Annotated in this window: 21 protein-coding genes and 2 riboswitches; of the genes, 14 read left to right on the top strand and 7 right to left on the bottom strand. The window is 71.4% G+C overall.

The window, feature by feature from the left end:
- The first annotated feature begins 338 nt into the window (after positions 1–338).
- The 3 genes from ACTOQ3_RS33280 to thyX all read left to right on the top strand — a co-directional run bounded on the left by ACTOQ3_RS33280 (position 339) and on the right by thyX (position 4,902).
- Positions 339–2,480: an anthranilate synthase component I gene (locus ACTOQ3_RS33280; RefSeq protein ID WP_440087413.1), complete on the top strand. Its 2,142-nt coding sequence runs from the start codon at positions 339–341 to the stop codon at positions 2,478–2,480.
- A 123-nt stretch (positions 2,481–2,603) separates the two neighbouring features.
- Complete coding sequence (locus ACTOQ3_RS33275) at positions 2,604–4,097, top strand: amidohydrolase (RefSeq protein ID WP_440087412.1); 1,494 nt, start codon at positions 2,604–2,606, stop codon at positions 4,095–4,097.
- A gap of 112 nt (positions 4,098–4,209) precedes the next feature.
- Positions 4,210–4,902, top strand: coding sequence for an FAD-dependent thymidylate synthase (gene thyX, locus ACTOQ3_RS33270; protein ID WP_440087411.1), 693 nt, complete (start codon positions 4,210–4,212; stop codon positions 4,900–4,902).
- Between the two features lie 104 nt (positions 4,903–5,006).
- Here thyX and ACTOQ3_RS33265 read toward each other — a convergent pair whose 3' ends face one another.
- A complete protein-coding gene (locus tag ACTOQ3_RS33265) occupies positions 5,007–5,336 on the bottom strand; it encodes a hypothetical protein (protein WP_350977370.1) in 330 nt (109 codons plus the stop codon).
- Between the two features lie 347 nt (positions 5,337–5,683).
- Positions 5,684–6,799, bottom strand: coding sequence for a globin domain-containing protein (locus tag ACTOQ3_RS33260; protein WP_440087410.1), 1,116 nt, complete (start codon positions 6,797–6,799; stop codon positions 5,684–5,686).
- Between the two features lie 489 nt (positions 6,800–7,288).
- Between ACTOQ3_RS33260 and ACTOQ3_RS33255 the strand changes: the two genes are divergently transcribed.
- Together ACTOQ3_RS33255 and ACTOQ3_RS33250 are read left to right on the top strand one after the other, a co-directional pair.
- On the top strand, positions 7,289–7,975 hold the full coding sequence (locus ACTOQ3_RS33255; RefSeq protein WP_440087409.1) for a gamma-glutamyl-gamma-aminobutyrate hydrolase family protein: 687 nt from the start codon (positions 7,289–7,291) through the stop codon (positions 7,973–7,975).
- 225 nt (positions 7,976–8,200) lie between these two features.
- Positions 8,201–9,115, top strand: coding sequence for an alpha/beta hydrolase (locus ACTOQ3_RS33250; RefSeq protein WP_440087408.1), 915 nt, complete (start codon positions 8,201–8,203; stop codon positions 9,113–9,115).
- A gap of 133 nt (positions 9,116–9,248) precedes the next feature.
- On the opposite strand, the gene ACTOQ3_RS33245 is transcribed toward ACTOQ3_RS33250, so the two are convergent.
- From ACTOQ3_RS33245 to thiC, 4 genes are all read right to left on the bottom strand, one after another.
- Positions 9,249–9,665 (bottom strand): SRPBCC family protein, encoded by a 417-nt coding sequence (locus ACTOQ3_RS33245; RefSeq protein ID WP_440087407.1) that lies wholly within the window; start codon positions 9,663–9,665, stop codon positions 9,249–9,251.
- An 80-nt stretch (positions 9,666–9,745) separates the two neighbouring features.
- Positions 9,746–10,927: an acyl-CoA dehydrogenase family protein gene (locus ACTOQ3_RS33240; protein ID WP_440087406.1), complete on the bottom strand. Its 1,182-nt coding sequence runs from the start codon at positions 10,925–10,927 to the stop codon at positions 9,746–9,748.
- A gap of 85 nt (positions 10,928–11,012) precedes the next feature.
- A complete protein-coding gene (locus tag ACTOQ3_RS33235; RefSeq protein WP_440087405.1) occupies positions 11,013–11,621 on the bottom strand; it encodes a class I SAM-dependent methyltransferase in 609 nt (202 codons plus the stop codon).
- Positions 11,622–11,682: 61 nt separating this feature from the next.
- Entirely contained in the window at positions 11,683–13,416 is a 1,734-nt protein-coding gene (gene thiC, locus ACTOQ3_RS33230) for a phosphomethylpyrimidine synthase ThiC (protein WP_440087404.1), read from the bottom strand.
- A riboswitch (TPP riboswitch) is annotated at positions 13,409–13,521 on the bottom strand. It overlaps the preceding gene by 8 nt.
- Before the next feature lie 94 nt (positions 13,522–13,615).
- On the opposite strand from thiC, the gene ACTOQ3_RS33225 reads away from it, so the two are divergent.
- The 8 genes from ACTOQ3_RS33225 to ACTOQ3_RS33190 all read left to right on the top strand — a co-directional run bounded on the left by ACTOQ3_RS33225 (position 13,616) and on the right by ACTOQ3_RS33190 (position 23,567).
- The gene (locus ACTOQ3_RS33225; protein ID WP_440071431.1) at positions 13,616–14,212 is read left to right on the top strand and encodes a CDP-alcohol phosphatidyltransferase family protein; all 597 of its coding nucleotides are present in this window, start codon (positions 13,616–13,618) and stop codon (positions 14,210–14,212) included.
- Between the two features lie 3 nt (positions 14,213–14,215).
- On the top strand, positions 14,216–16,717 hold the full coding sequence (locus tag ACTOQ3_RS33220; RefSeq protein ID WP_440087403.1) for a sugar phosphate nucleotidyltransferase: 2,502 nt from the start codon (positions 14,216–14,218) through the stop codon (positions 16,715–16,717).
- A gap of 290 nt (positions 16,718–17,007) precedes the next feature.
- Positions 17,008–17,520, top strand: a complete 513-nt coding sequence (locus ACTOQ3_RS33215; RefSeq protein WP_329079681.1) for an FHA domain-containing protein — start codon at positions 17,008–17,010, stop codon at positions 17,518–17,520.
- 26 nt (positions 17,521–17,546) lie between these two features.
- Positions 17,547–18,197: a transcriptional regulator FtsR gene (gene ftsR / locus ACTOQ3_RS33210; RefSeq protein ID WP_440087402.1), complete on the top strand. Its 651-nt coding sequence runs from the start codon at positions 17,547–17,549 to the stop codon at positions 18,195–18,197.
- A 79-nt stretch (positions 18,198–18,276) separates the two neighbouring features.
- Positions 18,277–18,747 carry a bifunctional nuclease family protein gene (locus ACTOQ3_RS33205; protein ID WP_326639501.1) on the top strand — a complete coding sequence of 157 codons (471 nt, stop codon included), beginning with the start codon at positions 18,277–18,279 and terminating at the stop codon, positions 18,745–18,747.
- 144 nt (positions 18,748–18,891) lie between these two features.
- Positions 18,892–19,512 (top strand): MerR family transcriptional regulator, encoded by a 621-nt coding sequence (locus tag ACTOQ3_RS33200; protein ID WP_440087401.1) that lies wholly within the window; start codon positions 18,892–18,894, stop codon positions 19,510–19,512.
- 15 nt (positions 19,513–19,527) lie between these two features.
- A riboswitch (glycine riboswitch) is annotated at positions 19,528–19,620 on the top strand.
- A gap of 182 nt (positions 19,621–19,802) precedes the next feature.
- Positions 19,803–22,658 (top strand): aminomethyl-transferring glycine dehydrogenase, encoded by a 2,856-nt coding sequence (gene gcvP / locus ACTOQ3_RS33195; RefSeq protein WP_440087400.1) that lies wholly within the window; start codon positions 19,803–19,805, stop codon positions 22,656–22,658.
- A 126-nt stretch (positions 22,659–22,784) separates the two neighbouring features.
- Positions 22,785–23,567 (top strand): hypothetical protein, encoded by a 783-nt coding sequence (locus ACTOQ3_RS33190; protein WP_440087399.1) that lies wholly within the window; start codon positions 22,785–22,787, stop codon positions 23,565–23,567.
- A 177-nt stretch (positions 23,568–23,744) separates the two neighbouring features.
- Here ACTOQ3_RS33190 and ACTOQ3_RS33185 read toward each other — a convergent pair whose 3' ends face one another.
- Positions 23,745–24,095 carry a hypothetical protein gene (locus ACTOQ3_RS33185; RefSeq protein ID WP_440071437.1) on the bottom strand — a complete coding sequence of 117 codons (351 nt, stop codon included), beginning with the start codon at positions 24,093–24,095 and terminating at the stop codon, positions 23,745–23,747.
- 133 nt (positions 24,096–24,228) lie between these two features.
- On the opposite strand from ACTOQ3_RS33185, the gene ACTOQ3_RS33180 reads away from it, so the two are divergent.
- Positions 24,229–24,861, top strand: a complete 633-nt coding sequence (locus ACTOQ3_RS33180) for an alpha/beta hydrolase family protein (protein WP_440087429.1) — start codon at positions 24,229–24,231, stop codon at positions 24,859–24,861.
- The last annotated feature ends 1 nt before the right edge of the window (position 24,862 follow it).

Below are 24,862 nucleotides of genomic sequence, written 5' to 3'. Positions count from 1 at the left end.
CCCCGTGATTACCCACTGGTAACAGAACAGGGCTCGCGATGGCCAGGGCTCTCCGGTGTGAGGCTCGTCATCCTCCGGCCCGCCGGCTCCGTACCGGCGCCTGCCCACCTCCCTGGATTCCCCGCCGGTACGGGGCCGGCGCGGTGTCACGTTGCATGATCGCGGTCACCGCCGGTACTCTGGCCACATGCGAGACCCGATTACCCTTCAGTGGTGGCGCCGCTTCTAGGCGGCGCAGGTTTCGCATTCGCGAGCAGACAGGCGGCCGCCCAGGGAGGCGGCCTTTTCTGCGTCCGCTCCCTCTGGGCATCAGGGACATCAAAAGGGGCGATACCGCAGTGGAGACGAGCCGATATACCACCGCAGGCGGCATAGGGGTCGAGGTCACCGCGTCCGACGTGCCCGAGACGGTGCTTGAGGACGTCGTCACGACGCTCGGCGAGCGCCGTGGCGGAGTGCTCTCCTCCGGGATGGAGTATCCCGGCCGCTACAGCCGATGGCACCTCGCCTACGTCGACCCCTGCCTGGAGATCGTCGCCAGGGGGCGCAGGATCTCCGCCCGCGCGCTGAACGCCCGGGGCAGGGTGGTCCTGCCCGCCGTCGTGTCCTGCCTGCTGGCGGCGGGCAAGCCCGTCGAGGAGCCGACGGCCGACCTCGTCGAGGTCTACGTGGCGGAGTCGGAGGACATCCTCCCCGAGGAGATGCGCAGCCGCCGTCCCACGGTCTTCACCGCGATCCGCGAGGTCATCGCCGCGTTCAAGGGCGAGAACGAGCACCTGGGCCTGTACGGCTCCTTCGGCTACGACCTGGCCTTCCAGTTCGAGCCGATCAGGCAGGTTTTGACGCGGGCCGCGGACCAGCGCGACCTCGTGCTGCACCTGCCCGACCGGGTGATGGTGATCGACCGCAAGAGGGAGACCAGCAAGGAGTTCCGCTACGAGTTCACCGTGGACGGCGTCTCCACCCACGGGCTCGCCCGCGAGGGGGAGGTCGTGCCGCTGACCCCGCCGCCGTCCGAGCTCCCGGCCGACCCCGAGAGGGGCTCCTACGCCAAGGTGGTGGCGGCGGCCAAGGAGAAGTTCGTCCGCGGCGACCTGTTCGAGGTCGTTCCCGGCCAGGTCTTCCACGCGCCCTGCACCGACCCGGCCGCCTTCTACCGGGGGCTGCGCAAGGTCAATCCGGCGCCGTACGAGTTCCTGTTCAACCTCGGCGAGGGCGAGCACCTGGTCGGCGCCTCCCCGGAGATGTACGTCCGGGTCAGCGGCGACCGCGTCGAGACCTGTCCCATCTCCGGCACCATCGCCCGCGGCGGCAACCCCATCGAGGACGCCGACGCGATCCGGACCCTCCTGTCCAGCGTCAAGGAGGAGTCGGAGCTGACCATGTGCACCGACGTGGACCGCAACGACAAGTCCCGCATCTGCGTGCCGGGGACGGTCCAGGTGATCGGCCGCCGCCAGATCGAGATGTACTCCCGGCTCATCCACACCGTCGACCACATCGAGGGCCGGCTGCGCCCGGAGTTCGACGCCCTCGACGCCTTCCTCACCCACATGTGGGCCGTCACCGTCACCGGCGCCCCCAAGACCTGGGCGATGCAGTTCATCGAGGACCACGAGGCCACCACGCGGCGCTGGTACGGCGGGGCGGTCGGCTACATCGGCTTCGACGGCTCGATGAACACCGGCCTGACCCTGCGCACCGCGCAGATCCGCGGCGGGGTCGCCACCGTCAGGGCCGGGGCCACGCTGCTGTTCGACTCCGACCCCGAGGCCGAGGAGCGGGAGACCGAGCTCAAGGCCAGCGCCCTGCTGGGCGCCCTGGCCGCGGTCGGCGCGGCCCCGCAGGAGCGGGCCGAGGCCGAGGTGGCCGCCACGCCGCCGGGCAGCGGGATGAAGGTGCTGCTCGTCGACCACGAGGACTCCTTCGTCAACACCCTCGCCGACTACTTCCGCCAGCAGGGCGCCGAGGTCGTCACGCTCAGGCACGGCTTCCCCGTCACGATGATCGACGAGATCGCGCCCTCCCTGGTGGTCCTGTCGCCCGGCCCCGGCTGGCCGTCCGACTTCGGGCTGCCCGCCCTGGTCGGCGCCCTCTACGAGCGCGACCTGCCGGTGTTCGGCGTCTGTCTCGGCCTGCAGGGCATGGTGGAGCAGGCGGGCGGCACGCTCGAACTGCTGTCCTATCCCGAGCACGGCAAGCGCGGCCAGGTGCGGCGGCTGGGTCCCAGCGCCCTGCTCGACGGGCTCCCCGAGGAGTTCACCGCCGCGCGCTACCACTCGGTCCACGCCAAGCGGCCGGGCGTCGCCGGGTTCACCGCCACCGCGCTCACCCCGGACGGCGCGGTAATGGCGATCGAGGACGTGGAGCGACGCCGTTTCGCGGTGCAGTTCCATCCCGAGTCGATCCTCACCGCCGAGGGGGGCTCGGGAGCGAAGATCATCGCCAACGTTCTCCGCCTCTGCCGCAAGAACGGGTAAAGAACCCGTACTTCGCGCCCGGCGGTCCCGCCGGGTGACCCTAGAGTTCTCCCCGTCGTGGAGACCGCCGGGCGTACCGGGCCAGGACCGGCCGGTACGCCCGGCGGCGGGGGAGGAGCGGGCATGAGGTCGGACGGCGTGCTGCCCGTCGAGTTGCCCGACGCCGTACGGGAGGCGCTGCTGGCGCCGCTGGTCGACCACAACTGCCGCGGCGTGCGCCGCGACGAGCTGACCCGGGCCCGGTTCGAGACGCTGCTCACCGACGCGGAGACCCCCGCGCCGCCGGGCACCACCCACTTCGACACCCCCGCCGGCGCCGCGGTCCGCCGCTGGTGCGCCCCCGTTCTCGGCCTCGCCCCGCACGTGCCGCCCGCCGTCTACCTGGCCCGCAGGGCGGAGCTCGGCGCGACGGAGGTGAACCGGCGGCTGCTGGGCGCCGCGGGGATCTCCACCTTCCTGTTCGACGGGTCCGACGACTCCGATGATTCCGGCGACTCCGACGGGGAGGGCTCCGACGGTCCCGGCGGTCGCGGCGGTGTCGGACCCCGTGGTGCCCTCGGTGCCCTTGGCGGCTCCCGCGGGTTCGAAGGTCCCGGAGTCCTGGACCGCCTGGAGCGTCCGGACCGCCGGGACCGTTTCGACGGCGGCCCCGGCGGTGCCGACGAGGTGCCGCCACCGGCCGGGACGGGGCACGCGGGCGGCGCGGACACCGCGCGGGTCGTCCACATCGAGCGGGCCGAGGAGGAGGTCGCCGGCACCGCCGTCTCGGGCGCCTCCTACATCTCCGCCCTCGCCCAGGAACTCGCCGAGCGGGCCGTCCGCGCCGTCGCGCTGAAGTCGGTCACCGCCCACCGCTCCGGCCGGTCCCTCGAGCCGGCCAGGCCGAGCCGGGGAGCGGTGATCGCGGCGGCCACCCGGCGGCTGGCCTGCCCGGGGGAGAGGCTCACCGACCAGGTGCTCCTGCGCCACCTGCTCTGGACGGCGATCGACGTGGCCAGGGAGTACGGGCGGCCGCTGCAGTTCCACACCGGCCTCGCCCGCCACGCCGGCGGTACGCGCCACGGCGCCCACCCGGGGCGCGCCGGCCGTGCCACCTCCGGCGGCCGCGGCGCGTACGGCGGCCACGAGACCCATCGGGTCGGCGGTCACGGCGGCTTCGGCGCCGCCGGAGGTCTCGCCGGTTCGGGCTGGGGTCCCGACTCCGGTCCTTACGGCGCGGGTCCGGCGCCGCTGGCCGGCTTCATCACGGCGACGCAGCCGATGGGCGTCCCCGTCGTCCTGTTGCACTGCCATCCGTTCCATCGCCAGGCGGCTTATCTGGCGGGTGCCCTCCCGCACGTCTACGTCGACGTGGGAGCGGCCCTGGCCCGCAGCGCCACGGGGTCGGCCGCGGTCATGGCGGAACTGCTGGAACTCGTGCCGTTCCACAAGCAACTGTTCGGTTCCGGCGGCCACGGTGTGGCCGAGACCTGCCACCTCGGGGCCCTGCACTACCGGCGCGGCCTGGCCGGGGCACTCGCCGCGCGACTGGCCGACGGCGAGTGGAGCGCCGCGGACGCCGCCCGGGTGGCGCAGATGATCGGCTCGGGAAACGCCCGCCGGATATACCGGTTGTGACGGGTGCCCGCCTCCGGGACGGCTGGGCCCCTGGAATAATGTGGCGACTGTTGGTGCGACGAGGGGGGACCAGTTGACGGGCGATGGGGCAGAGGCACGTTTTCTCGGCGACGTGACCGTGGAGTTGGTCAAGCACAGTGCCTCCGACACCGACGTGCTCTGGGCCGCGCGGGTGTCGACCGCGGGGGAGCAGTCCCTGGAGGAGATCGGCAAGGACCCCGAGCGCTCCAGGGGGCTGCTCAACTTCCTGATGCGCGACCGGCACGGCAGCCCCTTCGAGCACAACTCGATGACGTTCCTCGTGTCCGCGCCGATCTTCGTGTTTCGCGAATTCCATCGCCACAGGGTCGGATGGTCATATAACGAGGAAAGCGGGCGTTACCGGGAGCTTCAGCCTAATTTCTACGTTCCGGGTCCGGAGCGGAAGCTGGTCCAGGAGGGCCGTCCGGGCAAGTACGTCTTCGCCGAGGGCAGCGCCGAGCAGCACAAGATCGTCACTGAGGCGATGGAGTCGTCGTACCGGCAGTCCTACGCCGCCTACCAGGAGATGCTGGAGGCCGGGATCGCCAGGGAGGTGGCCAGGGCGGTGCTGCCCGTCGGTCTCTTCTCCTCGATGTACGCCACCTGCAACGCCCGCTCGCTCATGCACTTCCTCTCCCTGCGCACCAAGAACGAGCAGGCCAGGGTGCCCTCGTTCCCGCAGCGCGAGATCGAGATGGTGGCGGAGAAGATGGAGGCGGCCTGGGCGGAGCTGATGCCCCTCACGCACGCGGCCTTCGTGGCCGCCGGCAGGGTCGCCCCCTAGAGGAGCCGCCGGGCGTGCGGGCCGGAGAGCTTCCCGCCCGCCGCCTCCTCGGTTCTCCTCGGTCTCCTGCCCGCCGCGCTCGGCCCGGTGTTTCTCGCGGGCGGTCAGCTCGTGGTCTCCTGGCGGCGGGAGAGGGCGGGCAGGACGAAGATCTCGGCGCCCGGGGGCAGCGCGCAGTCGAGGCCGCCGAGGTGCCGGGCGTTCTCGCCGCAGACGAACATGCTGATGTGGCGGCGGATGCACCCGTAGTCGTCGCGGAGCCGCTGCTCCAGGGACGGGTGGGTGCGGCGGAGCATGTCGAGGGCGGAGCCCAGCGTGGGGTGGCCGTCGTCGTGGTCGGCGATGGCGAAGACGCGGATCTCGGTGGTCTCGCCCGCCCAGTGCCGGAGCGTGGCGGGAAGCATGAAGGTCACCAGCGTGACGGGTCTGGCCATCGGCTCAGCGCACCGTGTCGCGAGGGGAGGGCGCGGCCGCAGGGCCCGGACCGGCCGGGGGCCGGGGACGGGTGTCGTCCTGACCCCGGCGGAGCCGCCGCCGGTGGAGGGGGCCGGGGACGGGCGCGTGCGGGCGGACGACTCCGGCCGGAGAGCCGGACGGATGACGATGGCGGCGGACGGGTCCGCGCGGGTGGCGGTCGAGAGGTGGGCACGGGCTGGGAGGGGGGCCGTCGTGCATGACCATCTCCTTTCGGATTGGGCCTCATGCTGCCATGCCACGCCGTGTCCCGCCGTGCTCTATGAAATTTGCGTGATCAGTTCGGGGTGTTAGTCCCGATTGTCGTTCAGAGCTCACCCTGCACGATGTCCCGGTGGATGTGCGGCAGCGGCATTCCGCCCCGCTGGAGCCTGCGGACCGTCTCGTTGACCATGGCGGTCGGGCCGCAGACGTAGGCCTCGTGGCCGGCCCACGAGTGGAACCGCTCCATCACCTCGGCCACCTGACCCCGCATGCCGTCGTACCCCGGTTCGCCGGAGACCACGGGCAGTACCCGCAGCCACGGGAAGGCCGACTCCATCCGTACCAGGTCGGTCAGGTCGTAGAGTTCGGCGGCGGTGCGGGCCCCGTAGAGCAGGTGGACGTTGGGACGGCGTCCGGAGCCGATCACGTGCTCCAGGATCGCCTTGATGGGGGCCAGGCCGGTGCCGCCCGCCACGCACAGGATGTCGCGCCCGGAGTCGGCGGGCACCATGGTGCCCATCGGAGGGCCCAGCATCAGGGTGTCGCCGATCCGGGTGTGCTGGACCAGCGTGGTGGAGACCCAGCCGCCGGTGATCGCGCGGACGTGCAGGCGGACGGTGTTGTCGTCCCTGGGCGCGTTCGCGATGGAGAACGTTCGCCAGACGCGCGGCCAGCGTGCGGTCTGCACGTTGACGTACTGGCCGGGCGTGTAGGGCAGTTCCTGGTCGAGCCGCAGGGTGATCACCGCGATGTCCGGCGTGCGGAGCTCGTGGTCGATCACCTCGGCCAGCCACCAGGCGGGCGACACGCCCGCGTCCGACTCGGCTGATTCGATCATGAGATTGGCGGCGGCCGTGTACGCGGCCACCCACGCCGCCTCTATCTCGTTGTTCCAGATCTCGGCGGCGAAGCGCCTGATCGTGGCGAGGAGCGCGTTGCCGACCGCGGTGTAGTGCTCGGCGAGGACCCCGTACTTGCGGTGGTCGCGACCGAGCTGGCCGAGGAACGACGCCAGGCTGCCGGGGCTGTCCAGGCTCCAGACGATCCTGGTCAGCGCGCTGAACAGGCGGTCGCGCTGGACGTCCATCGCCGGGGGGAACATCGCCCGCAGGTGCGGGCTCTCGGCGAACAGGCGCCCGTAGAAGTACGCCGCGGCCTTGTCCGCGACGGGTTCGACGAGAGCGAAACTTTCCTTGACGAGATGCGGATTCAACGACATTTAACGAACCCACCCTAATTGATCGGATCAAAGTCCGATCATGCAGATCCACCTCCCTGACGGCTCCGGGTGACGAGCGACCGGGAGCCCCGGCTCACCTGGCCACTCGAATTTGAGTCTTCCATCACCATGTAGACGTCACAACCGTTTCTCAGCAATATGGTGGGAAATCTAACTATCCGTAATTGAAAAGTTATTTTGCGTGACCAACTAATTGTTGGCGATCGATGTAAGCGAATAATAATCACGTTCGATTTGAACCGAGAGTTCACTGGTCGTAAACCATGTGGTCATGTCGGAGTTCCAGATCGCCGGGGGTGTGAACCGTCCCCGCGGTGAGAGTTGAGGACTCCTGGCGAGACGACACTGATACCTCGAATGTGTGACATGACCGAAATGGAGTGCGCCATGATAGAGGAGCTGTTGGAGGTGGGATCGGTGCTGTCCGAAACAGGTGGCGCCACCTCGCGCACGCCCCCTGGAGAACGCATGCCCCGACCCTTGATCGGTATCACCACCTACCTCGAGGCCGCCCGCTGGGGCGACTGGGTCAGGGAGGCCGTCCTGTCGCCGCCCTCCTACGCGCGGGCCGTCGAGAAGGCGGGCGGCGCCCCGGTGCTGCTGCCCCCGCTCAACCTCGGCGGGATCGACGACTACGTCGGCGGCCTGTCGGGCGTGATCCTCGCCGGCGGGGGTGAGCTCGACCCCTCCCTCTACGGGGCCGCCCACGAGGAGCGCGTCAGGGACCCCCAGCCGCACCGCGACCGCTTCGAGCTGGCGCTGGCCCGCGCCGCCGTCAAGGCCGACCTGCCGCTGCTCGCCTCGGGGCGGGGCATGCACGTCCTGAACGTCGCCCAGGGCGGGACCCTGATCCCCTGGCTCCCCGAGGTGGTCGACCACGACCGCCACGCCGCCGCCCAGGCGCACCGCATCCAGATCAGCGTCTCCAGCAAGCTCGGCAAGACGGTGGGCGACACGGCCGAGGTGACCGCGCCCCATCACCAGGCCGTCAAGCGGCTGGGCACCGGCCTGCTCGCCGTGGCCTGGGCCGACGACCAGATCGTCGAGGGCGTCGAGCTGCAGGGGCACCGGTTCTGCGTCGGGGTGCAGTGGAATCCCGGGCGCGCAGGGGACAACCGGCTCATCGAGGCCCTGGTCGAGGCGGCCCGGCGGTGACGTCCGACGGTGACGTCCGGCGGTGACGTCCGGCGGTGACGTCCGACGGTGCGGCCCGGTGGCATGGCCCAGGCGGCCCGGCGCCGAGGCCCGGCGGTGACGCCGAGGCCCGACGGTGGCGATGCCGAGGCCCGGCGGTGACGCGCGTCCGGTGTTCCGCGACGCTCAGGGGCCGTCGCGCGCGGGGTCACGCCGTGCGGGGATCCGGCGGGTAAAGTGCCGATCATGCCGTTGCACCCGCAGGCCGAGGCCTACCTGAAACTCTTCCAGACGGACCTCGGTGCCCCTCTCTCCACGCTCACCCCCGAGATGATCGCCGAGCTGCGGACCCTGGACGCCTTCGCCGAGCAGCGTGGTCCGATCATTCCCCTCCCGACGGTCAGGGACGAGGCCGTCGGGGGCGTACCGGTCCGGGTCTACCGGCCCGAGGAGGGCGACGGTCCCCTCCCCGCGATCGTCTACTTCCACGGCGGAGGCTGGGTCTTCGGGAGCGTCGAGCGCAACGACGCCCTCGGCCGCGACCTCGCGGTGCGCAACGGGGCGGTCGTGGTCTCGGTCGACTACCGGCTCGCGCCCCACCACCCCTTCCCCGCGGCGGCCGACGACGCGTGGAGCGTCGTCCAGGACGTCTTCGCCCGTCCCGGCGCCTACGGGATCGACCCGGGGCGCGTCGCGGTCTGCGGTGACAGCGCCGGGGGCAATCTCGCGGCCGTGGCCGCCTGGCAGGCCAGGGACGCCGGGCTCGAACTGGCCCATCAGCTGCTCGTCTACCCGGTGGCCGACGTGGCGATGGACACCGGGAGCTACCGTGCCTACGCCACCGGTTTCGGGCTCGGCGCGGAGGAGATGGCCTGGTTCGTCGCGCAGTACGGCGGTGACCCGGCCGACCCCCGGCTGGCTCCGGCCCGGCTGGCCGACAAGTCCGGCCTGGCTCCGGCGACGGTGATCGTCGCCGAGTGCGACCCCCTCTGCGACGAGGGCGAACAGTACGCCGCCCAGCTCGCCGCGGCCGGGGTGCCGGTCGAGGTCAGGAGATACGAGGGGGCCATCCACGGGTTCTTCGGCCTGCCGGGCTTCTTCGACCAGGCGACCGAGGCACGCGAGTACGCCGCGGCCCGTCTCGCGGAGGCCTTCCGGTAGCCGGTTCTTTCCGGCCGGCCGATATCCGCCCGGCGAGCGGAGTCTTCCCGCGGGGCGTCTCCCGCGGGAAGGGGCCGCGCCGCGACATCCGCCGGAGACGCCGCCCGGACCGCACGGCAGCGGCGGCGCCCGGTCAGAAGCGCCCGTGCAGGGCGGCCAGGCCGGGCTCGAAGACCTGGTCGACGACGAACCTCCGCACCTTCGCGGCGTCGCCGGTCTCGAAGGTGGCCGACCACTCGACGAACGCCCTCCCGCTGTCGGTGATGGGGGCGACCCGGTAGAGCGCCCGGTAGTCACGGACCGGCAGCGGGCTCTCCAGGATCTCGTACGTCGCCGAGCGCGAGGTGTCGTCGAGGGTGAGCAGCCGCTCCCTGAAGACTCCGCCGGGGCTCTCCAGCCTGCGCACCGCGCCCGGCCGGGAGTCCCCGCCGTCCTCGATCTCGCAGCCGGTGATCGCCGGCAGCCACTCCGCCAGGTTGCCGAAATCCCTCAGGTACTCCCACACCTCGTCGGCGGAGGCGTTGATCACCGTGCTGGCGTACGCGGACATCGGTCACTCCTCGTGCTGGCCGTCGCCGACGGTCATGCCCGCGCGCGCCACCGGGTAATCAGGGCCACCGGGTGATCGGGTCAGAAACTCCTGGGCAGCCCGAGCACCTGGGTGGCCAGGTAGTTGAGCAGGAGTTCCTCGGTGACCGGGGCGACCTTGCCGATGCGGGCGTCGGCCAGCAGGCGGGCCACCGGGTACTCCAGCGAGTAGGCCATGCCGCCGTGCGTCTGGAAGGCGTGGTCCGCCGCCTCCCACGCGGCCTGCGAGGCGGTCAGCTTGGCGATGTTGGCCTCGGTGCCGCAGGGCAGCTGCCTGTCGAACAGCCAGGCGGCCTTGTAGAGCATCAGCCTGGCCAGCTCGATCTTCGCCTTGACCTGGGCGAGGGGGAAGGCGATGGCCTGGTTGGCGCCGATCGGGCGGCCGAAGACCTCGCGCTCCTTGGCGTACTGCACGGCCACCCGCAGCGCCACCTCGGCGCCGCCGAGCGCGGAGGCGGCCAGCAGGACGCGCTCGGGGTTGAGGATGTCCCACAGCACCAGCGCGCCCTGGTCGACCTCGCCGACCACGTTCCTCTCCGGGACCCGGAGGTCGTCGAGGAAGACCATGTTGGACGGGGTGGTGTTGGCGCCCAGCTTCGGGATCGGCTGGAAGGACAGCTGCCCGGCGGCGACCGCCTCGGGGACGTTCACCAGCAGGACGGTCAGGCCGTTGGAGCGGGGTTTGGCCTCGGCGGCCGGGATGGTCCGGGTGACCAGGAGCATCCAGGTGGCGCGCTGCACGCCGGTGATCCAGATCTTCTGGCCGTTGACGACGAACTCCGCGCCGTCGCGGCGGGCGAAGGTGGAGATGCCCAGGGCGTTGGACCCGGCGTCGGGCTCGGTCAGCGCGAAGCAGGTCTCCAGCTCGCCGGTGGCCAGCCTGGGCAGCAGCTCGTCGCGCTGCCACCGGCTGCCGTGCCTGGACAGGGTCATCGCGCCGAACCCGGGGGTGAGCACGTAGGTGAAAGCCGAGCCGCCGGCCGAGCCCGAGGCCGACAGGGTCTCGGTGGCCACGGCCAGCTCCAGCAGGCCCTGACCGCCGCCGCCGTACTCCTCGGGCACGGCCAGGCCGAGCCAGCCGCCCTTGGCCAGGTCCTGCCAGACCTCCTCGGGCCAGCGTTTCTCGCTCTCGCACCGCTGCCAGTAGTCCAGGTCGTAGCGGGCGCAGATGTCGCCGATGCCGCGTTGCACGGCGAGGGCGCTCTCGGGGAGGGTGAAGTCCACGATGATCAACTCCATTCTGGCTGCGGGCGCAATCGTAGAACGTAGTTCGGTATCTTCGTGGCGTCCCGGCCCCGGGCCCGCGGGATCAGGCCTCCCGGGCGGGGTCCAGCCGCGGCCTGCGCGCGTGGTAGACGAAGGCCGGCGGCACGTTGCCCCACACCGTCCGGCCCGTGACGACCTCCTCGAAGGTGTCGATCAGGCGCCTCCTGAAGCGCCGCGCCGGAGGAAGGCGCTTGGCGAAGCTGTAGGCGAAGGTGGTGAAGGCCGTGTGCGGGCCCATGATCCCGGTGACCGCGCCCAGCAGGCGGGCCTGGATCTCCTCGGAGAACGCGGCCCAGGGGAGCCCGCTCACGATCGCGTCGGCCTGGGGCAGGCCGCGCTCCTGGAGCAGCTGGGGCAGCCGTACCGCGTCGTCGACCACGACGTCCACTCCCGGGTTCCTGGCGGCGAGGAACTCGGCCAGCTTCGGGTTGATCTCGACGGCGATGTGGTGCCCCCGGCCGCCCAGCCGGCGCTGGATCTCCGCCGTGAACGCGCCCGTGCCGGGGCCGAGCTCGACGATCACCGGGTCGCCCCGGTGCGGGATCGGCGAGGCCACCGTCTCGGCGAGCCGCCGCGAGCTCGGCGCCACCGCTCCGACGGTGCCCGGCGAGCGGATCCACTGCCCCAGGAAGAGCGTGGTGTCATTGGTCATGGTTTGAAGGGTAGAGGGTACGGAAGCGCGGGCAGTACGCCACCTGGTCGATCTTGGCGGCTCAGAGACCCTCCACGGGCAGGTAGACCCGGCCGCCCTCGCGGGAGAACTCCTCCGACTTCTCGCGCATCCCCGCCTCCAGGGCCTCGGCGCCGGTCAGGCCGCGCTCCTCGGCGAACCTGCGCACGTCATGGCTGATCCTCATCGAGCAGAACTTCGGACCGCACATCGAGCAGAAGTGCGCGGTCTTGGCCGGGGCGGCGGGCAGCGTCTCGTCGTGGAAGGACCGGGCGGTCTCGGGGTCCAGGGAGAGGGCGAACTGGTCCTCCCAGCGGAACTCGAACCGGGCGTCGGACAGCGCGTCGTCCCATGCCTGCGCGCCCGGGTGGCCCTTGGCGAGGTCGGCCGCATGTGCCGCGATCTTGTAGGTGATCACGCCGGTCTTCACGTCGTCCCTGTCCGGCAGGCCCAGGTGCTCCTTGGGCGTGACGTAGCAGAGCATCGCCGTGCCGTACCAGCCGATCATCGCCGCGCCGATGGCCGAGGTGATGTGGTCGTAGCCGGGCGCGACGTCGGTCGTCAGCGGGCCGAGGGTGTAGAACGGGGCGTCGGCGCAGAGCTCGCGCTGCAGGTCGACGTTCTCCTTGATCTTGTGCATGGGGACGTGGCCGGGCCCCTCGACCATCACCTGGACGTCGTGCGCGTGAGCGATCCCGGTGAGCTCGCCCAGCGTCCTGAGCTCGGCGAACTGGGCCTCGTCGTTGGCGTCGGAGATCGATCCGGGGCGCAGGCCGTCGCCCAGCGAGAACGCCACGTCGTAGCGGGCCAGGATCTCGCAGATGTCGGCGAAGTGCTCGTAGAGGAAGCTCTCGCGGTGGTGCGCCAGGCACCAGGCCGCCATGATCGAGCCGCCCCGGGAGACGATCCCGGTCCTGCGCCGCGCGGTCAGCGGCACATGGGCCAGGCGCACCCCCGCGTGGACGGTGAAGTAGTCCACGCCCTGCTCGCACTGCTCGATCAGGGTGTCGCGGTAGATCTCCCACGACAGGCGGGCCGCGTCGCCGCCCGCCTTCTCCAGCGCCTGGTAGAGCGGGACGGTCCCGATCGGCACCGGGGAGTTGCGGATGATCCACTCGCGGGTGGTGTGGATGTTGCGCCCGGTGGACAGGTCCATCACCGTGTCGGCGCCCCACCGGATCGCCCACGTCATCTTGTCCACCTCCTCCTCGATGGTCGAGGCGACGGCCGAGTTGCCGATGTTGGCGTTGATCTTCACGAGGAAGTTGCGGCCGATGATCATCGGCTCGCTCTCGGGGTGGTTGACGTTGGCCGGGATGATCGCCCGCCCTGCGGCCACCTCGGCGCGGACGAACTCCGGCGTCACGCCCTCGCGGACCGCGACGAACTCCATCTCCCGGGTGACCAGGCCGCGGCGGGCGTAGGCGAGCTGGGTGACCGGCGCCCCCGCCGCGCGCAGCGGCCGGTCGCCGCCGCCGGTGAAGACCGCGTCGAGGGAACGCAGGTCGCGGGCCCAGGCGTCGCGGTCGCGGTAGCCGTCGTCGCCGGGGGCGCCGGGCCGGCCGCCGTACCGGACCGTGTCGCCCCGCTCCAGGATCCACTCCTCGCGCGGGCGCGGCAGGCCGCGGGTGACGTCGGTGGTCACGGACGGGTCCGTGTAGGGGCCCGAGGTGTCGTACAGCGTGACCGCGGTCCCGTCGGTCAGGCGCACCTCGCGCATGGGGACGCGCAGGTCGCCCTGGTAGATCTTGGAGCTGGAAATACGCGCGTCGGTCATCGCGCAAACTCCCTTCGCCGGCATTACCCGGAGCAGGTTCTGGCGGTCGGCGGCTGTCTCGGCCGTCCTCTCAGCCCGGTTCTCCGGGCTCCCGCGTTGGTCGAACGGAACGATAACGCGTATCCCCCGCGCCCACCATCCACCCGGCCGCATCCGACGCAGTAGTGTCACCATCAGGTACGGGGAGGGAGATCAGCCGGTGAATCCGGAAGCATCGGGGGCCGAGGACCGAATCTGGACGGTTCCCAACGCGTTGAGCCTGGCCAGGCTTCTGGGGGTGCCGGTTTTCCTGTGGCTGGTGCTGGGCCCGAAGGCCGACGGCTGGGCCGTCGCCCTGCTGATGCTGGCGGGGTTCTCCGACTGGCTCGACGGCAAGATCGCCCGTGCCTGGAACCAGACCAGCAGGCTCGGCCGCCTGCTCGACCCGCTGGCCGACCGGCTCTACATCCTGGCCACCCTGTTCGGCCTCGCCATGCGCGAGATCATCCCCTGGTGGCTGGCGCTGGCCATCCCGCTGCGCGACGTGATGCTGCTGGGCATCCCGATCATCCTGCGCCGCCTCGGGTACGGTCCCGCGCTGCCCGTGCACTTCCTCGGCAAGGCCGCCACGGCCAACCTGCTCTACGCCTTCCCACTGCTCTTCCTGGCCCACCATCCCTCCTGGTACGGCGAGGTGGCGGGGATCGTCGGCTGGTCCCTGGCCATCTGGGGCACCGGCCTGTACTGGTGGTCCGGGGTGCTGTATTGGGTACAGGTGCGTCAGCTGACAAGCGAGGCCAAACGCCTTAAGAGGTGATCTGTGAAGGCCGTCGTCATGGCGGGCGGGGAGGGGACACGGCTCCGGCCGATGACCGCGAACCAGCCCAAACCTCTCCTACCCGTGATCAACCGGCCGATCATGGAGCATGTGCTTCGCCTGCTGAAACGGCACGGCTTCACCGAGACGGTGGTCACCGTGCAGTTCCTGGCCGCCCTGGTCCGCAACTACTTCGGCGACGGCGACGAGCTCGGCATGAGCCTGTACTACGCCACCGAGGACACGCCGCTCGGCACCGCGGGCAGCGTGAAGAACGCCGCCGACCGGCTCCGCGACGACCGCTTCCTGGTCATCTCCGGCGACGCGCTGACCGACATCGACCTGACCGACATGATCCGCTTCCACCGCGAGAACGGCGCGATGGTCACGATCGGGCTCAAGCGCGTCCCCAACCCGCTGGAGTTCGGCATCGTCATCGTCGACGACCAGGGCAGGGTGGAGCGCTTCCTGGAGAAGCCGACCTGGGGCCAGGTCTTCTCCGACACCGCCAACACCGGCATCTACGTGATGGAGCCCGAGGTCCTCGACGAGATCGCGGCCGGGGAGTCCGTCGACTGGTCGGGCGACGTGTTCCCCAGGCTGCTGGAGCGCGGCGCCCCGCTGTACGGCTACGTGGCCGACGGCTACTGGGAGGACGTCGGCACCCACGAGAGCTACCTCAAGGCCCAGGCCGACGTCCTGTCCGGCCGGGTCAAGGTCGACATCGACGCCTTCGAGGTCTCGCCGGGCGTCTGGGTCGCCGAGGGGGCCTCGGTCGACGCCGACGCCGTCCTCAAGGGCCCCCTCTACGTCGGCGACTACGCCAAGATCGAGGCGGGCGCCGAGCTGCGCGAGTACACCGTGCTGGGCAGCAACGCGGTGGTCAGGGAGGGGGCCTTCCTGCACCGCGCGGTCGTCCACGACAACGTCTACGTCGGGCCCAGCGCCCACCTGCGCGGCTGCGTGATCGGCAAGAACACCGACCTGATGACCGGCGCCAGGGTCGAGGAGGGCGCCGTCGTCGGCGACGAGTGCATCATCGAGGCCGAGGCGTACATCTCCTCGGGCGTCAAGATCTACCCGTTCAAGACCATCGAGGCCGGGGCGGTGATCAACAACAGCGTCATCTGGGAGCCGCGCGCCCAGCGCAACCTGTTCGGCCCCCGGGGGGTCTCGGGGCTGGTCAACGTCGAGATCACCCCCGAGCTGTGCGTACGGCTGGCCAGCGCCTACGCCACCACCCTGAAGAAGGGCACCTCGGTCATCACCTCCCGCGACTCCTCCCGCGCCGCGCGGGCGCTGAAGCGGGCCGTGATCAGCGCCCTGAACGCCAGCGCGATCAACGTGCTCGACCTGGAGGCGTCCCCGCTCCCGGTGGCCCGCTTCCACACCGCCAGGGAGAACGCCGTCGGCGGCATCGCGCTGCGCACCACCCCCGGCGACCCGCAGAGCGTCGACATCGTCTTCATGGACGAGCACGGCGCGGACCTGTCCCCGGCGGCCCAGCGCAAGCTGGACCGGGTCTTCTCCCGGCAGGAGTTCCGCCGCGCCTTCCCCGGGGAGATCGCCGAGCTGAGCTTCCCCGCCCGGGCGGTGGAGGACTACACGCACGAGCTGCTGCGCCTGGTCGACATCAGCGGGGTGCGCGACGCCGACATGAAGGTCGTGGTCGACTGCGCCGGAGGCACCTCCTCGCTGGTGCTGCCCAGCCTGCTGGGCCGGGTCGGGGTGGACGTGCTGACCGTCAACAACCGACTGGACGACGCCTCGCCCACCGAGACCCTCGCCGAGCGCCGCCGCGACCTGCAGCGCCTGGCGGAGCTCGTCAGCTCCTCCAGGGCGGCCTTCGGGGTGCGCTTCGACCCGGTGGGGGAGCGGGTCGCGCTGGTGGACGAGAAGGGCCAGCTGATCAGCGAGGAGCGCGCCCTGCTGGTGGTGCTCGACCTGGTCGCCGCCGAGCGGCGCGGCGGCAGGGTGGCGCTGCCGGTCACCACCACCCGGGTGGCCGAGCAGGTCTGCAGGTTCCACGGCGTCCAGGCCGAGTGGACCTCCACCGCGATCGACGCGCTCACCGCCGCCGCCAGGGGACCAGAGATGATCTTCGCGGCCGACGGGCGCGGCGGTTTCATCGTGCCCGAGTTCGGCCCCACGGTGGACGGCCTGGCGGTGTTCCTGCGCCTGCTGGGCCTGGTCGCCAGGACCCGGCTCTCGCTCAGCCAGATCGACGCCAGGATCCCCGAGGCCAAGCTGCTGCGCCGGACCGTGCCGACCCCGTGGGCCGCCAAGGGCGCGGTGATGCGCTCGGTCATCGAGGCCGCCGAGCACTACCGCATCGACACCACCGACGGGGTGCGGGTCGTCGCCGAGGACGGCAGCTGGACCCTGGTGCTGCCCGACCCGACGGAGGCGGTCACCCACCTGTGGGCCGAGGGGTTCGACGTCGACTCCGCGCAGACCCTGATCGAGCACTGGGCGCGGGTGGTCGAGGAGGCCGCGGGCGGCTGACGGGACCAGGCCCCGGCGGGCGCGCCGGAGGCGCGGGAAGGCGCCTGGAAGGGGGCCGCGGGCCGAGCGGTTGCCACAAACACAGCGCGGCGCCATGGACCGGGGACAGTGCCCCCCTGTAACTTTGTCACCGACCGTACCCGCGGTTCAGCGTCAACCTTGACCTTCGCGCCTCATCACTGTATGTTGCGGCATTCGCAGTCCGAGAAAACACTTGAGAAGCGAAGAAGCGAGGCGCGCATCACTGAGCACCGTTGCCGCGTCTTCGCGGTAGGAGGCCGAGCCGATCGATGCCGAGCGTCTACTGCACGCAGTGCGGTCATGCCAATCCTGAGGATGCCCGTTTCTGTTCACGATGCGGGTCGCCGCTTACCAAAGCCGAGACCCCCGGAGACAGCACATCGACGATCTCCCTCTCCGGGATCGAGGCCTACGAGGCGGAGACAGGTGAGACGCTTCTCGCCGAACGGCAGGCCGTCGAGCAGTTGCCCCCGGGCACCGCGCTGCTGGTCGCGATGCGCGGCCCCAACGCCGGCAGCCGGTTCCTGCTCGACAGCGACCTGACCACCGTGGGCCGTCACCCCGAGAGCGACATCTTCCTCGACGACATCACGGTCTCGCGCCGCCACGTGGAGTTCTACCGGCGCGGCGGCGGGGTCTTCACCGTCCGCGACGTCGGCAGCCTGAACGGCACGTACGTGAACCGCGAGCGCATCGAGGAGGTCCCGCTGTACGGCGGTGACGAGGTGCAGATCGGCAAGTTCCGCCTCGTCTTCCTCACCCGCGGCGCCGCTGGAGGATGATGAGCTCGCAGGCCGCTCGTGCGCACATGAGCATCGGGGAGGTGCTCGCTCTCCTGCAGGGCGAGTTCCCCGATGTCAGCATCTCCAAGATTCGTTTCCTGGAGGGCGAGGGGCTGATCGAGCCGGAGCGCAGTCCCTCCGGTTACCGCAAGTTCACCTACGCCGACGTCGAGCGGCTCCGTTACATCCTCAGCGAGCAGCGTGACCGCTACCTGCCGCTGCGCGTCATCAAGGATCATCTGGAGGCGGCCGACCGCGAGGAGCGCCCGGCCGCCAGGCCGCGCGCGGTCCCCGACGACGCGCCCTCCGAGATCCGGCTCACCCGCGAGGAGCTGCTCGCCGCCGCCGAGCTCGACGAGGAGACCCTCGCCGAGCTGGAGGACTACGGCCTGCTGGCCGCCGTGGCCCGCTACTACGACGCCGAGGCGCTGGCCGTGGCCCGCAGCGTCGGAGCCCTGGCCGCCTTCGGCCTGCGGGCCCGCCACCTGCGGGCCGTCAAGGCCGCCGCGGAGCGCGAGGCCGGCCTGGTGGAGCAGGCCGTCGCCCCGCTCCTGCGCCGCCGCAGGCCCGGGGCCATCGACCAGGCCGACGAGACGGCCAGGGAGATCTCCGGCCTGCTGCTGGAATTGCACGCCTCTCTGCTGCGTTCCGGCGTTCGTGGGGCCCTGGGTCGGTGAGAACCTGACCAGGCACTCGTACCCCCACGAGTGTTACGTTGAACAAACCGGTCGGAATCCAGCGAAGACGGAGCAGCCCGTGTTGCAGATGGAGGTCGTGGGCGTTCGAGTTGAGATGCCCTCCAACCAGCCGATCGTCTTGCTGAAAGAGACGCATGGGGAGCGTTACCTACCTATATGGATCGGCATGACGGAGGCCACGGCGATCGCCATGGCCCAGGCCGAGGAACCACCACCCCGGCCGCTCACGCATGACCTGTTCCGTGACGTGCTCGAAGGGCTCGGCGTCCGGCTGAGCACGGTCAACATCGTCGCCCTGCGCGACGGCATCTTCTTCGCGGATCTCGTGTTCTCCAACGGGGTCGAGGTGAGCGCGCGTCCTTCGGACTCGATCGCCTTGGCACTTCGCACCGGCGCACGTATCTTCGCGAGTGAGGACGTGGTCCGGGAGGCAGGGGTGATCATCCCGGACGACCAGGAAGACGAGGTGGAGAAGTTCAGGGAGTTCCTTGACACGATCACGCCCGAGGACTTCGGCCGCGCGGGGTAGGAATTTCGGTGCATTTACGCTTCACGACGCGCCGAGTGGGGTCGTTGACTGGACTTGGCCCCAGTCCTACGGTGCAAGTGAAACCCGCGGTCGTGCGTAAACCCCCAGATCAGGCCGTGGGATGAGAGAAAGCCGGAGGTCCGCGTGGCGGTCAGCAGCGGCGAGGGTAGAAACGCCGATCAGGATGACCCGGAACGGCGCCAGTCGGCACGTCAGCGCGCGGGTGAAGAGGGTCTGCTGTTCGACGGGCAACCGGTGAAGGTGCCCGCCGATATCGGCTACCGGGGCCCCACGGCCTGTTCCGCGGCCGGCATCACCTACCGGCAACTCGACTACTGGGCGCGCACCGGCCTGGTCGAGCCCACCGTGCGGGCCGCCCACGGCTCCGGCTCCCAGCGGCTGTACGGCTTTCGCGACATCCTGGTCCTCAAGGTCGTCAAGCGGCTCCTCGACACCGGTGTCTCCCTCCAGCAGATTCGCATCGCCGTGCAGCACCTGCGCGACAGGGGCGTCAACGACCTGGCCGGGATCACCCTGATGAGCGACGGGGTGAGCGTCTACGAGTGCACCTCGCCCGACGAGGTCATCGACCTCCTCCAGGGTGGCCAGGGAGTCTTCGGCATAGCACTGGGACGGGTGTGGCAGGAGGTGGAGGGCTCCCTCGCGGATCTGCCCGGCGAACGCGCGGAGTCGAGCGAGGGCCCTTTAGGAGATCATCAGGCCGATGAGCTGGCCCGTCGTCGCAGAGCACGACGAACCGGGTAAACTCGGACCTGCCACTGACCCTGTGCGGGAGAGACCCCGACCAGGATCGGGGCGCCGAAGGAGCAACCTCCCCGGAATCTCTCAGGCACCCGGTACCGCACGGACGAGGCAACTCTGGAAAGCAGTCGCGCTCGCCAGGCGCGACTCACCGACGGTGCAAGCCTCCCGACAACGGGCAGGTGAAGCTCTCAGGTCACGACCCCGCACGACGGTCGTGATGACAGAGGGGGAGACCAGGCATACGCCCGCGCCCAGCGCCGGTCTCCACCCCGTCCCGGGAGGCTTCACCAATGACCGACCTGTCATCGCTCAGCGAACTCGGCTCTCCTCCGTTCGCGACCCGTCACATAGGGCCGGACGACGCCGGCCAGACCCGCATGCTGGAGGCGGTCGGATTCGCCTCCGTCGCCGACCTGGTCGCGGTGGCCGTGCCCGAGGCGATCCGTTCCTCGGAGCGGCTGAGCCTGCCCCCGGCGGCCGGGGAGTCCGAGGCTCTCGCCGAGCTGCGGGTCCTCGCCGGGCGCAACACCGTGCTCACCTCGATGATCGGCCTGGGGTACCACGACACGATCACCCCGGGCGTCATCCGCCGCAACCTCCTGGAGAACCCGGGCTGGTACACCGCGTACACGCCCTACCAGCCGGAGATCTCCCAGGGCCGCCTGGAAGCCCTGATCAACTTCCAGACCGTCGTCTCCGACCTGACCGCCCTCGACGTCGCCGGGGCCTCCCTGCTGGACGAGGCCACCGCCGCCGCCGAGGCGATGACCCTGGCCCGCCGTGCGGGCCGCAGCCCCTCGAAGGTGTTCGTGGTGGACGCCGACGCGCTGCCGCAGACCAAGGCGGTGCTGCGCACCCGCGCCGAGCCGCTCGGCATCGAGCTGGTCGAGAGCGACTTCACCGCCGAACTCCCCGAGTGCTTCGGGGTGCTCGTGCAGTATCCCGGCGCCAGCGGCAGGATCCGCGACTTCCGCGCCATCGCCGACGCCGCCCACGCCCGCGGCGCCCAGGTGGTCGCCGCCGCCGACCTGCTGGCCCTCACCCTCCTGGCCGCGCCCGGCGAGCTCGGCGCCGACATCGCGGTCGGCTCCTCGCAGCGCTTCGGCGTCCCCCTCGGCTTCGGCGGCCCGCACGCCGCCTACATGGCGGTCCGTGACGGCCTGCAGCGCCAGCTGCCGGGCCGCCTGGTGGGCGTCTCCCAGGACGCCGACCAGCGCCCCGCGTACCGGCTCGCGCTCCAGACCCGCGAGCAGCACATCCGCCGCGAGAAGGCCACCAGCAACATCTGCACCGCGCAGGTGCTGCTCGCCGTGATCGCCGGCATGTACGCCGTCTACCACGGCCCCGAGGGCCTGCGCAGGATCGGCCGTCGCACCCACCGGCACGCCGTCGTGCTCGCCGAGGGCCTGCGCCAGGGCGGCGTCGAGGTCGTGCACGACACCTTCTTCGACACCGTGCTCGCCAGGGTGCCCGGCCGCGCCGAGGCGGTCGTCGCCGCGGCCCGCGACAACGGGGTGAACCTGCGCCTGGTCGACGCCGACCACGTGGGCGTCACCTGCGACGAGAGGACCGAGCTCCTCCACCTGGAGCAGGTCCTGGCCGCCTTCGGGATCAGCGGCGCCGTGCTGGCCGACCTCGACGCCGCCGCGCACGACGCGCTGCCCGCCGCGCTGGCCCGGGTCAGCGACTACCTGACCCACCCGGTCTTCCACAGCCACCGCTCCGAGACGGCCATGCTGCGCTACCTGCGCAGGCTCCAGGACAAGGACATCGCGCTCGACCGGTCGATGATCCCGCTGGGCTCCTGCACCATGAAGCTCAACGCGACCACCGAGATGGAGCCGATCACCTGGCCGGAGTTCGCCGGGCTGCACCCCTACGCGCCCGAGGACCAGGCCGCGGGTTACGTCGAGCTGATCGGGCAGCTGGAGCGCTGGCTGGCCGAGGTCACCGGCTACGACGCCGTGTCGCTCCAGCCGAACGCCGGCTCCCAGGGCGAGTTCGCCGGGCTCCTGGCGATCCGCGCCTACCACACCGCCCGCGGCGAGTCCGGCCGCGACGTCTGCCTGATCCCCTCCTCCGCGCACGGCACCAACGCCGCGAGCGCGGTGATGGCGGGCATGCGCGTGGCCGTGGTCGCCTGTGACGACCAGGGCAACGTGGACGTCGACGACCTCGTCGCGAAGATCGACAAGCACCGCGAGCAGCTTGCCGCGATCATGGTGACCTACCCGTCCACGCACGGCGTGTACGAGGAGACGATCGTCCGGATCTGCGAGCTGGTGCACGAGGCCGGCGGGCAGGTCTACGTCGACGGCGCCAACCTCAACGCGCTGGTCGGTCTGGCCAGGCCGGGGGAGTTCGGGGCGGACGTCTCCCACCTGAACCTGCACAAGACCTTCTGCATCCCGCACGGCGGCGGCGGTCCCGGCGTCGGCCCGGTCGCGGTCCGCGCCCACCTGGCCGACTACCTGCCCGGCCACCCGCTGCGCGAGGGCACCGCCGTGGGTCCCGTCTCGGCGGCCCCGTACGGCTCCGCGGGCATCCTGCCCATCTCCTGGGCCTACATCCGGATGATGGGCGCCGACGGGCTGAAGGCGGCCACCGAGCAGGCCATCCTGTCGGCCAACTACCTGGCCCGCAGGCTCAGCCCCCACTACCCGGTCCTCTACACCGGCCGCGGCGGCCTCGTCGCCCACGAGTGCATCGTGGACCTGCGCCAGATCACCAAGGAGACCGGGGTGACGGTCGACGACGTGGCCAAGCGCCTCATCGACTACGGCTTCCACGCCCCGACCATGTCCTTCCCGGTGGCCGGCACGCTGATGATCGAGCCGACCGAGAGCGAGGACCTGGCCGAGCTCGACCGGTTCTGCGAGGCGATGATCGCGATCCGCGAGGAGATCGCGAAGGTCGCCTCCGGGGCGTACGACAGGACCGACAACCCGCTGCGCAACGCCCCGCACACGGCCGACAGCCTCGTCGCCGACGAGTGGGGCCACCCCTACAGCCGCACCGAGGCGGCCTACCCGCTGCCGTCGGTGCGCGAGGGCAAGTACTGGTCGCCGGTCCGCCGCATCGACCAGGCCTACGGCGACCGCAACCTGGTCTGCTCCTGCCCTCCCCTGGAGGCGTACGAGGACTGATCACCGCAGGGCCCCGCCGGGACCGGAAAGCCCGTGCGACCCGCGATATTCGCGGGGAATGCGACAGGACGGAGGGCGCCCCGAGTCGTTAGGCTCGGGGCGTCTCCGTATCCGGAAGGATCCTGCATGCCTGAGGTGGACACCCGTCCCTTGGACACCGCGCGAAGACTGGCCGAGGCGGGCGACCTCGACGGCGCCGCCGCGATCTTCGCCGAGCTGGTCGCCGATCCCGACGAGCCCGACCGGGCCCAGGCGGCGGTGGGTCTCGCGGTGGTGCTGGAGGAGAGCGGGGACGTGGCGGGTTCCCGCGCGGCCGCGCGCACCGCGCTGGCGACCGGGCATCCGGAGTTCGCCGCCCAGGCCGCCTGCCTGCTCGCGGGGAGCTTCGAGCGGGAGGACCTGGCCGACCAGGCCCGCGCCGCCTGGCAGGCCGCGCTGGGCGTCGGCCATCCCGCCTACGTCCCGCTGGCGCACATGGCCCTCGCCAGGCTCGCCACGGGCGAGGAGGAGGCCGAGCGGTCGCTGCGTGACGCGCTGGCCACCGCCGACCCGGAAATCGCTCCTCGTGCCGCCCAGCGGCTGGCGGAGGCACTCCTGGAGGAGGGCGAGCCGGGGGAGGCCGCCCAGGTGCTCCTGGAGGCGCTCGCGGTGCCCGACGCGGCAGAGGTGCCGAGGCTGCGGGTGATGCTCGGCATCGCTCACCTGGAGCTGGCGTGCGCGGAGTTCTCCGCCGCGATCGAGGAGGGCGGCGACGTCGAGACCGGTGCGCTGGCCATCGAGCTCCTGGCCCGCACGCTCCCGCTCAGGGGCCGCGACGAGGACGCCGAGCGCGTGTGGCGCTACGGCCTGGACAGCGCCGACGAGGATCTCGCCGGTGAGGTCCGCCTCCGCCTCGACCGGGACCTCTGACCCCGGGGCGCGCGGCGCGCCTCCCGGGCGAGGGCGCGATGCTCGTCGTGCCCGTGGGAGACCTCGCACGGGCACCGGCCTTTCCGGCGGCCTGGCCTCGCGGATTCCGGTCCGCCCGAAGCGGGGGACCGGGGCGGGGAACCGGAGAGGAGAGACCGGGTGGGACTCCGGCGGGTGTCAGTCGCGCTCCCGCCAGCGGCTCAGGGCGTGAGCGAAGTTGATCGCCACGATTCCGCCCCAGGCCAGCAGCAGCCCGGCGGTGCCGGAGGTCTGCGCCGCGATGGCGGTCAGCGGGATCCCGATGCCCATCGAACCGAGGGCGATCGGGATCGAGCTGTTCGAGTTCTTGCGCGACTTGGCCTTCGGCGCCCCGGAGGCGTGCATCTCGGCGCGCACCCGGTGGGCGATGGTCGCGTCCAGGCGTGACACGAACGACTCGATGAGGGCGGCCTCGTACTCGGGGCCGAGGTCGCGCCGGGCCTCGACGGTGGCACGCATGTCCTGGCGGATATCTTGATAGTCCTGCACGCTTCGATTGTTCCCTCACGCCGGCCGCCGGGCATCAGTCAATAGGAGGAGATCCGTGTCCACCTCCGAGTCCACCCCTCCCGACGGCGCGTCCACGCCGGGATCGGGGTTCCCGGCGCGCGCGGTCCCGCCCGTGGAGATCGCGACCCCGCACGGCCCGGCGCTGGTGGAGATCGACGAGGTGGCCGCCCCGCGTTTCCTGCTGGTGCTCACCCACGGCTCGGCCGGGGGAGTGGACGCCCCCGACCTGCTGGCCGTGCGGGACGCCGCGACGGCGATCGGCGGGACGGTCGCGCGGGTGCTCCAGCCGTTCCGGATGCGCGGAGCCCGCGCGCCGGGGTCGGCGGTCAAGCAGGACGAGGCGTGGGAGACGCTGGTGGCCGGGCTGCGCGGGCGCTATCCGGGGCTGCCGCTGGCGCAGGGCGGGCGGAGCAACGGGGCCAGGGTCGCGTGCCGTACGGCCGGGAGGGTCGGGGCCCGCGCGGTCGTCGCGCTGGCGTTCCCGCTGCACCCGCCGGGGAAGCCGGAGCGGTCACGTGCCGGGGAGCTGCGCGCGGCGGGTGTGGACGTGCTGGTGGTGAACGGAGACCGTGACCCGTTCGGCGTGCCCGAGGCGGCGGACGTCGCGCGCCTGGTGGTGCTGCCGGGAGAGGGTCACGACCTCGGGAGGAATCCCGCCGGGGTGGGCGAGGTGGTCGCCGAGTGGCTCGACACGAGGATGCGGCCGGACTCGGTGGACCCGCTCAGCGTGACCGGTCGGGTGTGAC

It is taken from the genome of Streptosporangium sp. LJ11, assembly GCF_051918945.1.
Classification (GTDB): Bacteria; Actinomycetota; Actinomycetes; order Streptosporangiales; family Streptosporangiaceae; genus Streptosporangium.
This window is presented reverse-complemented; position numbering and strand designations above follow the sequence as displayed.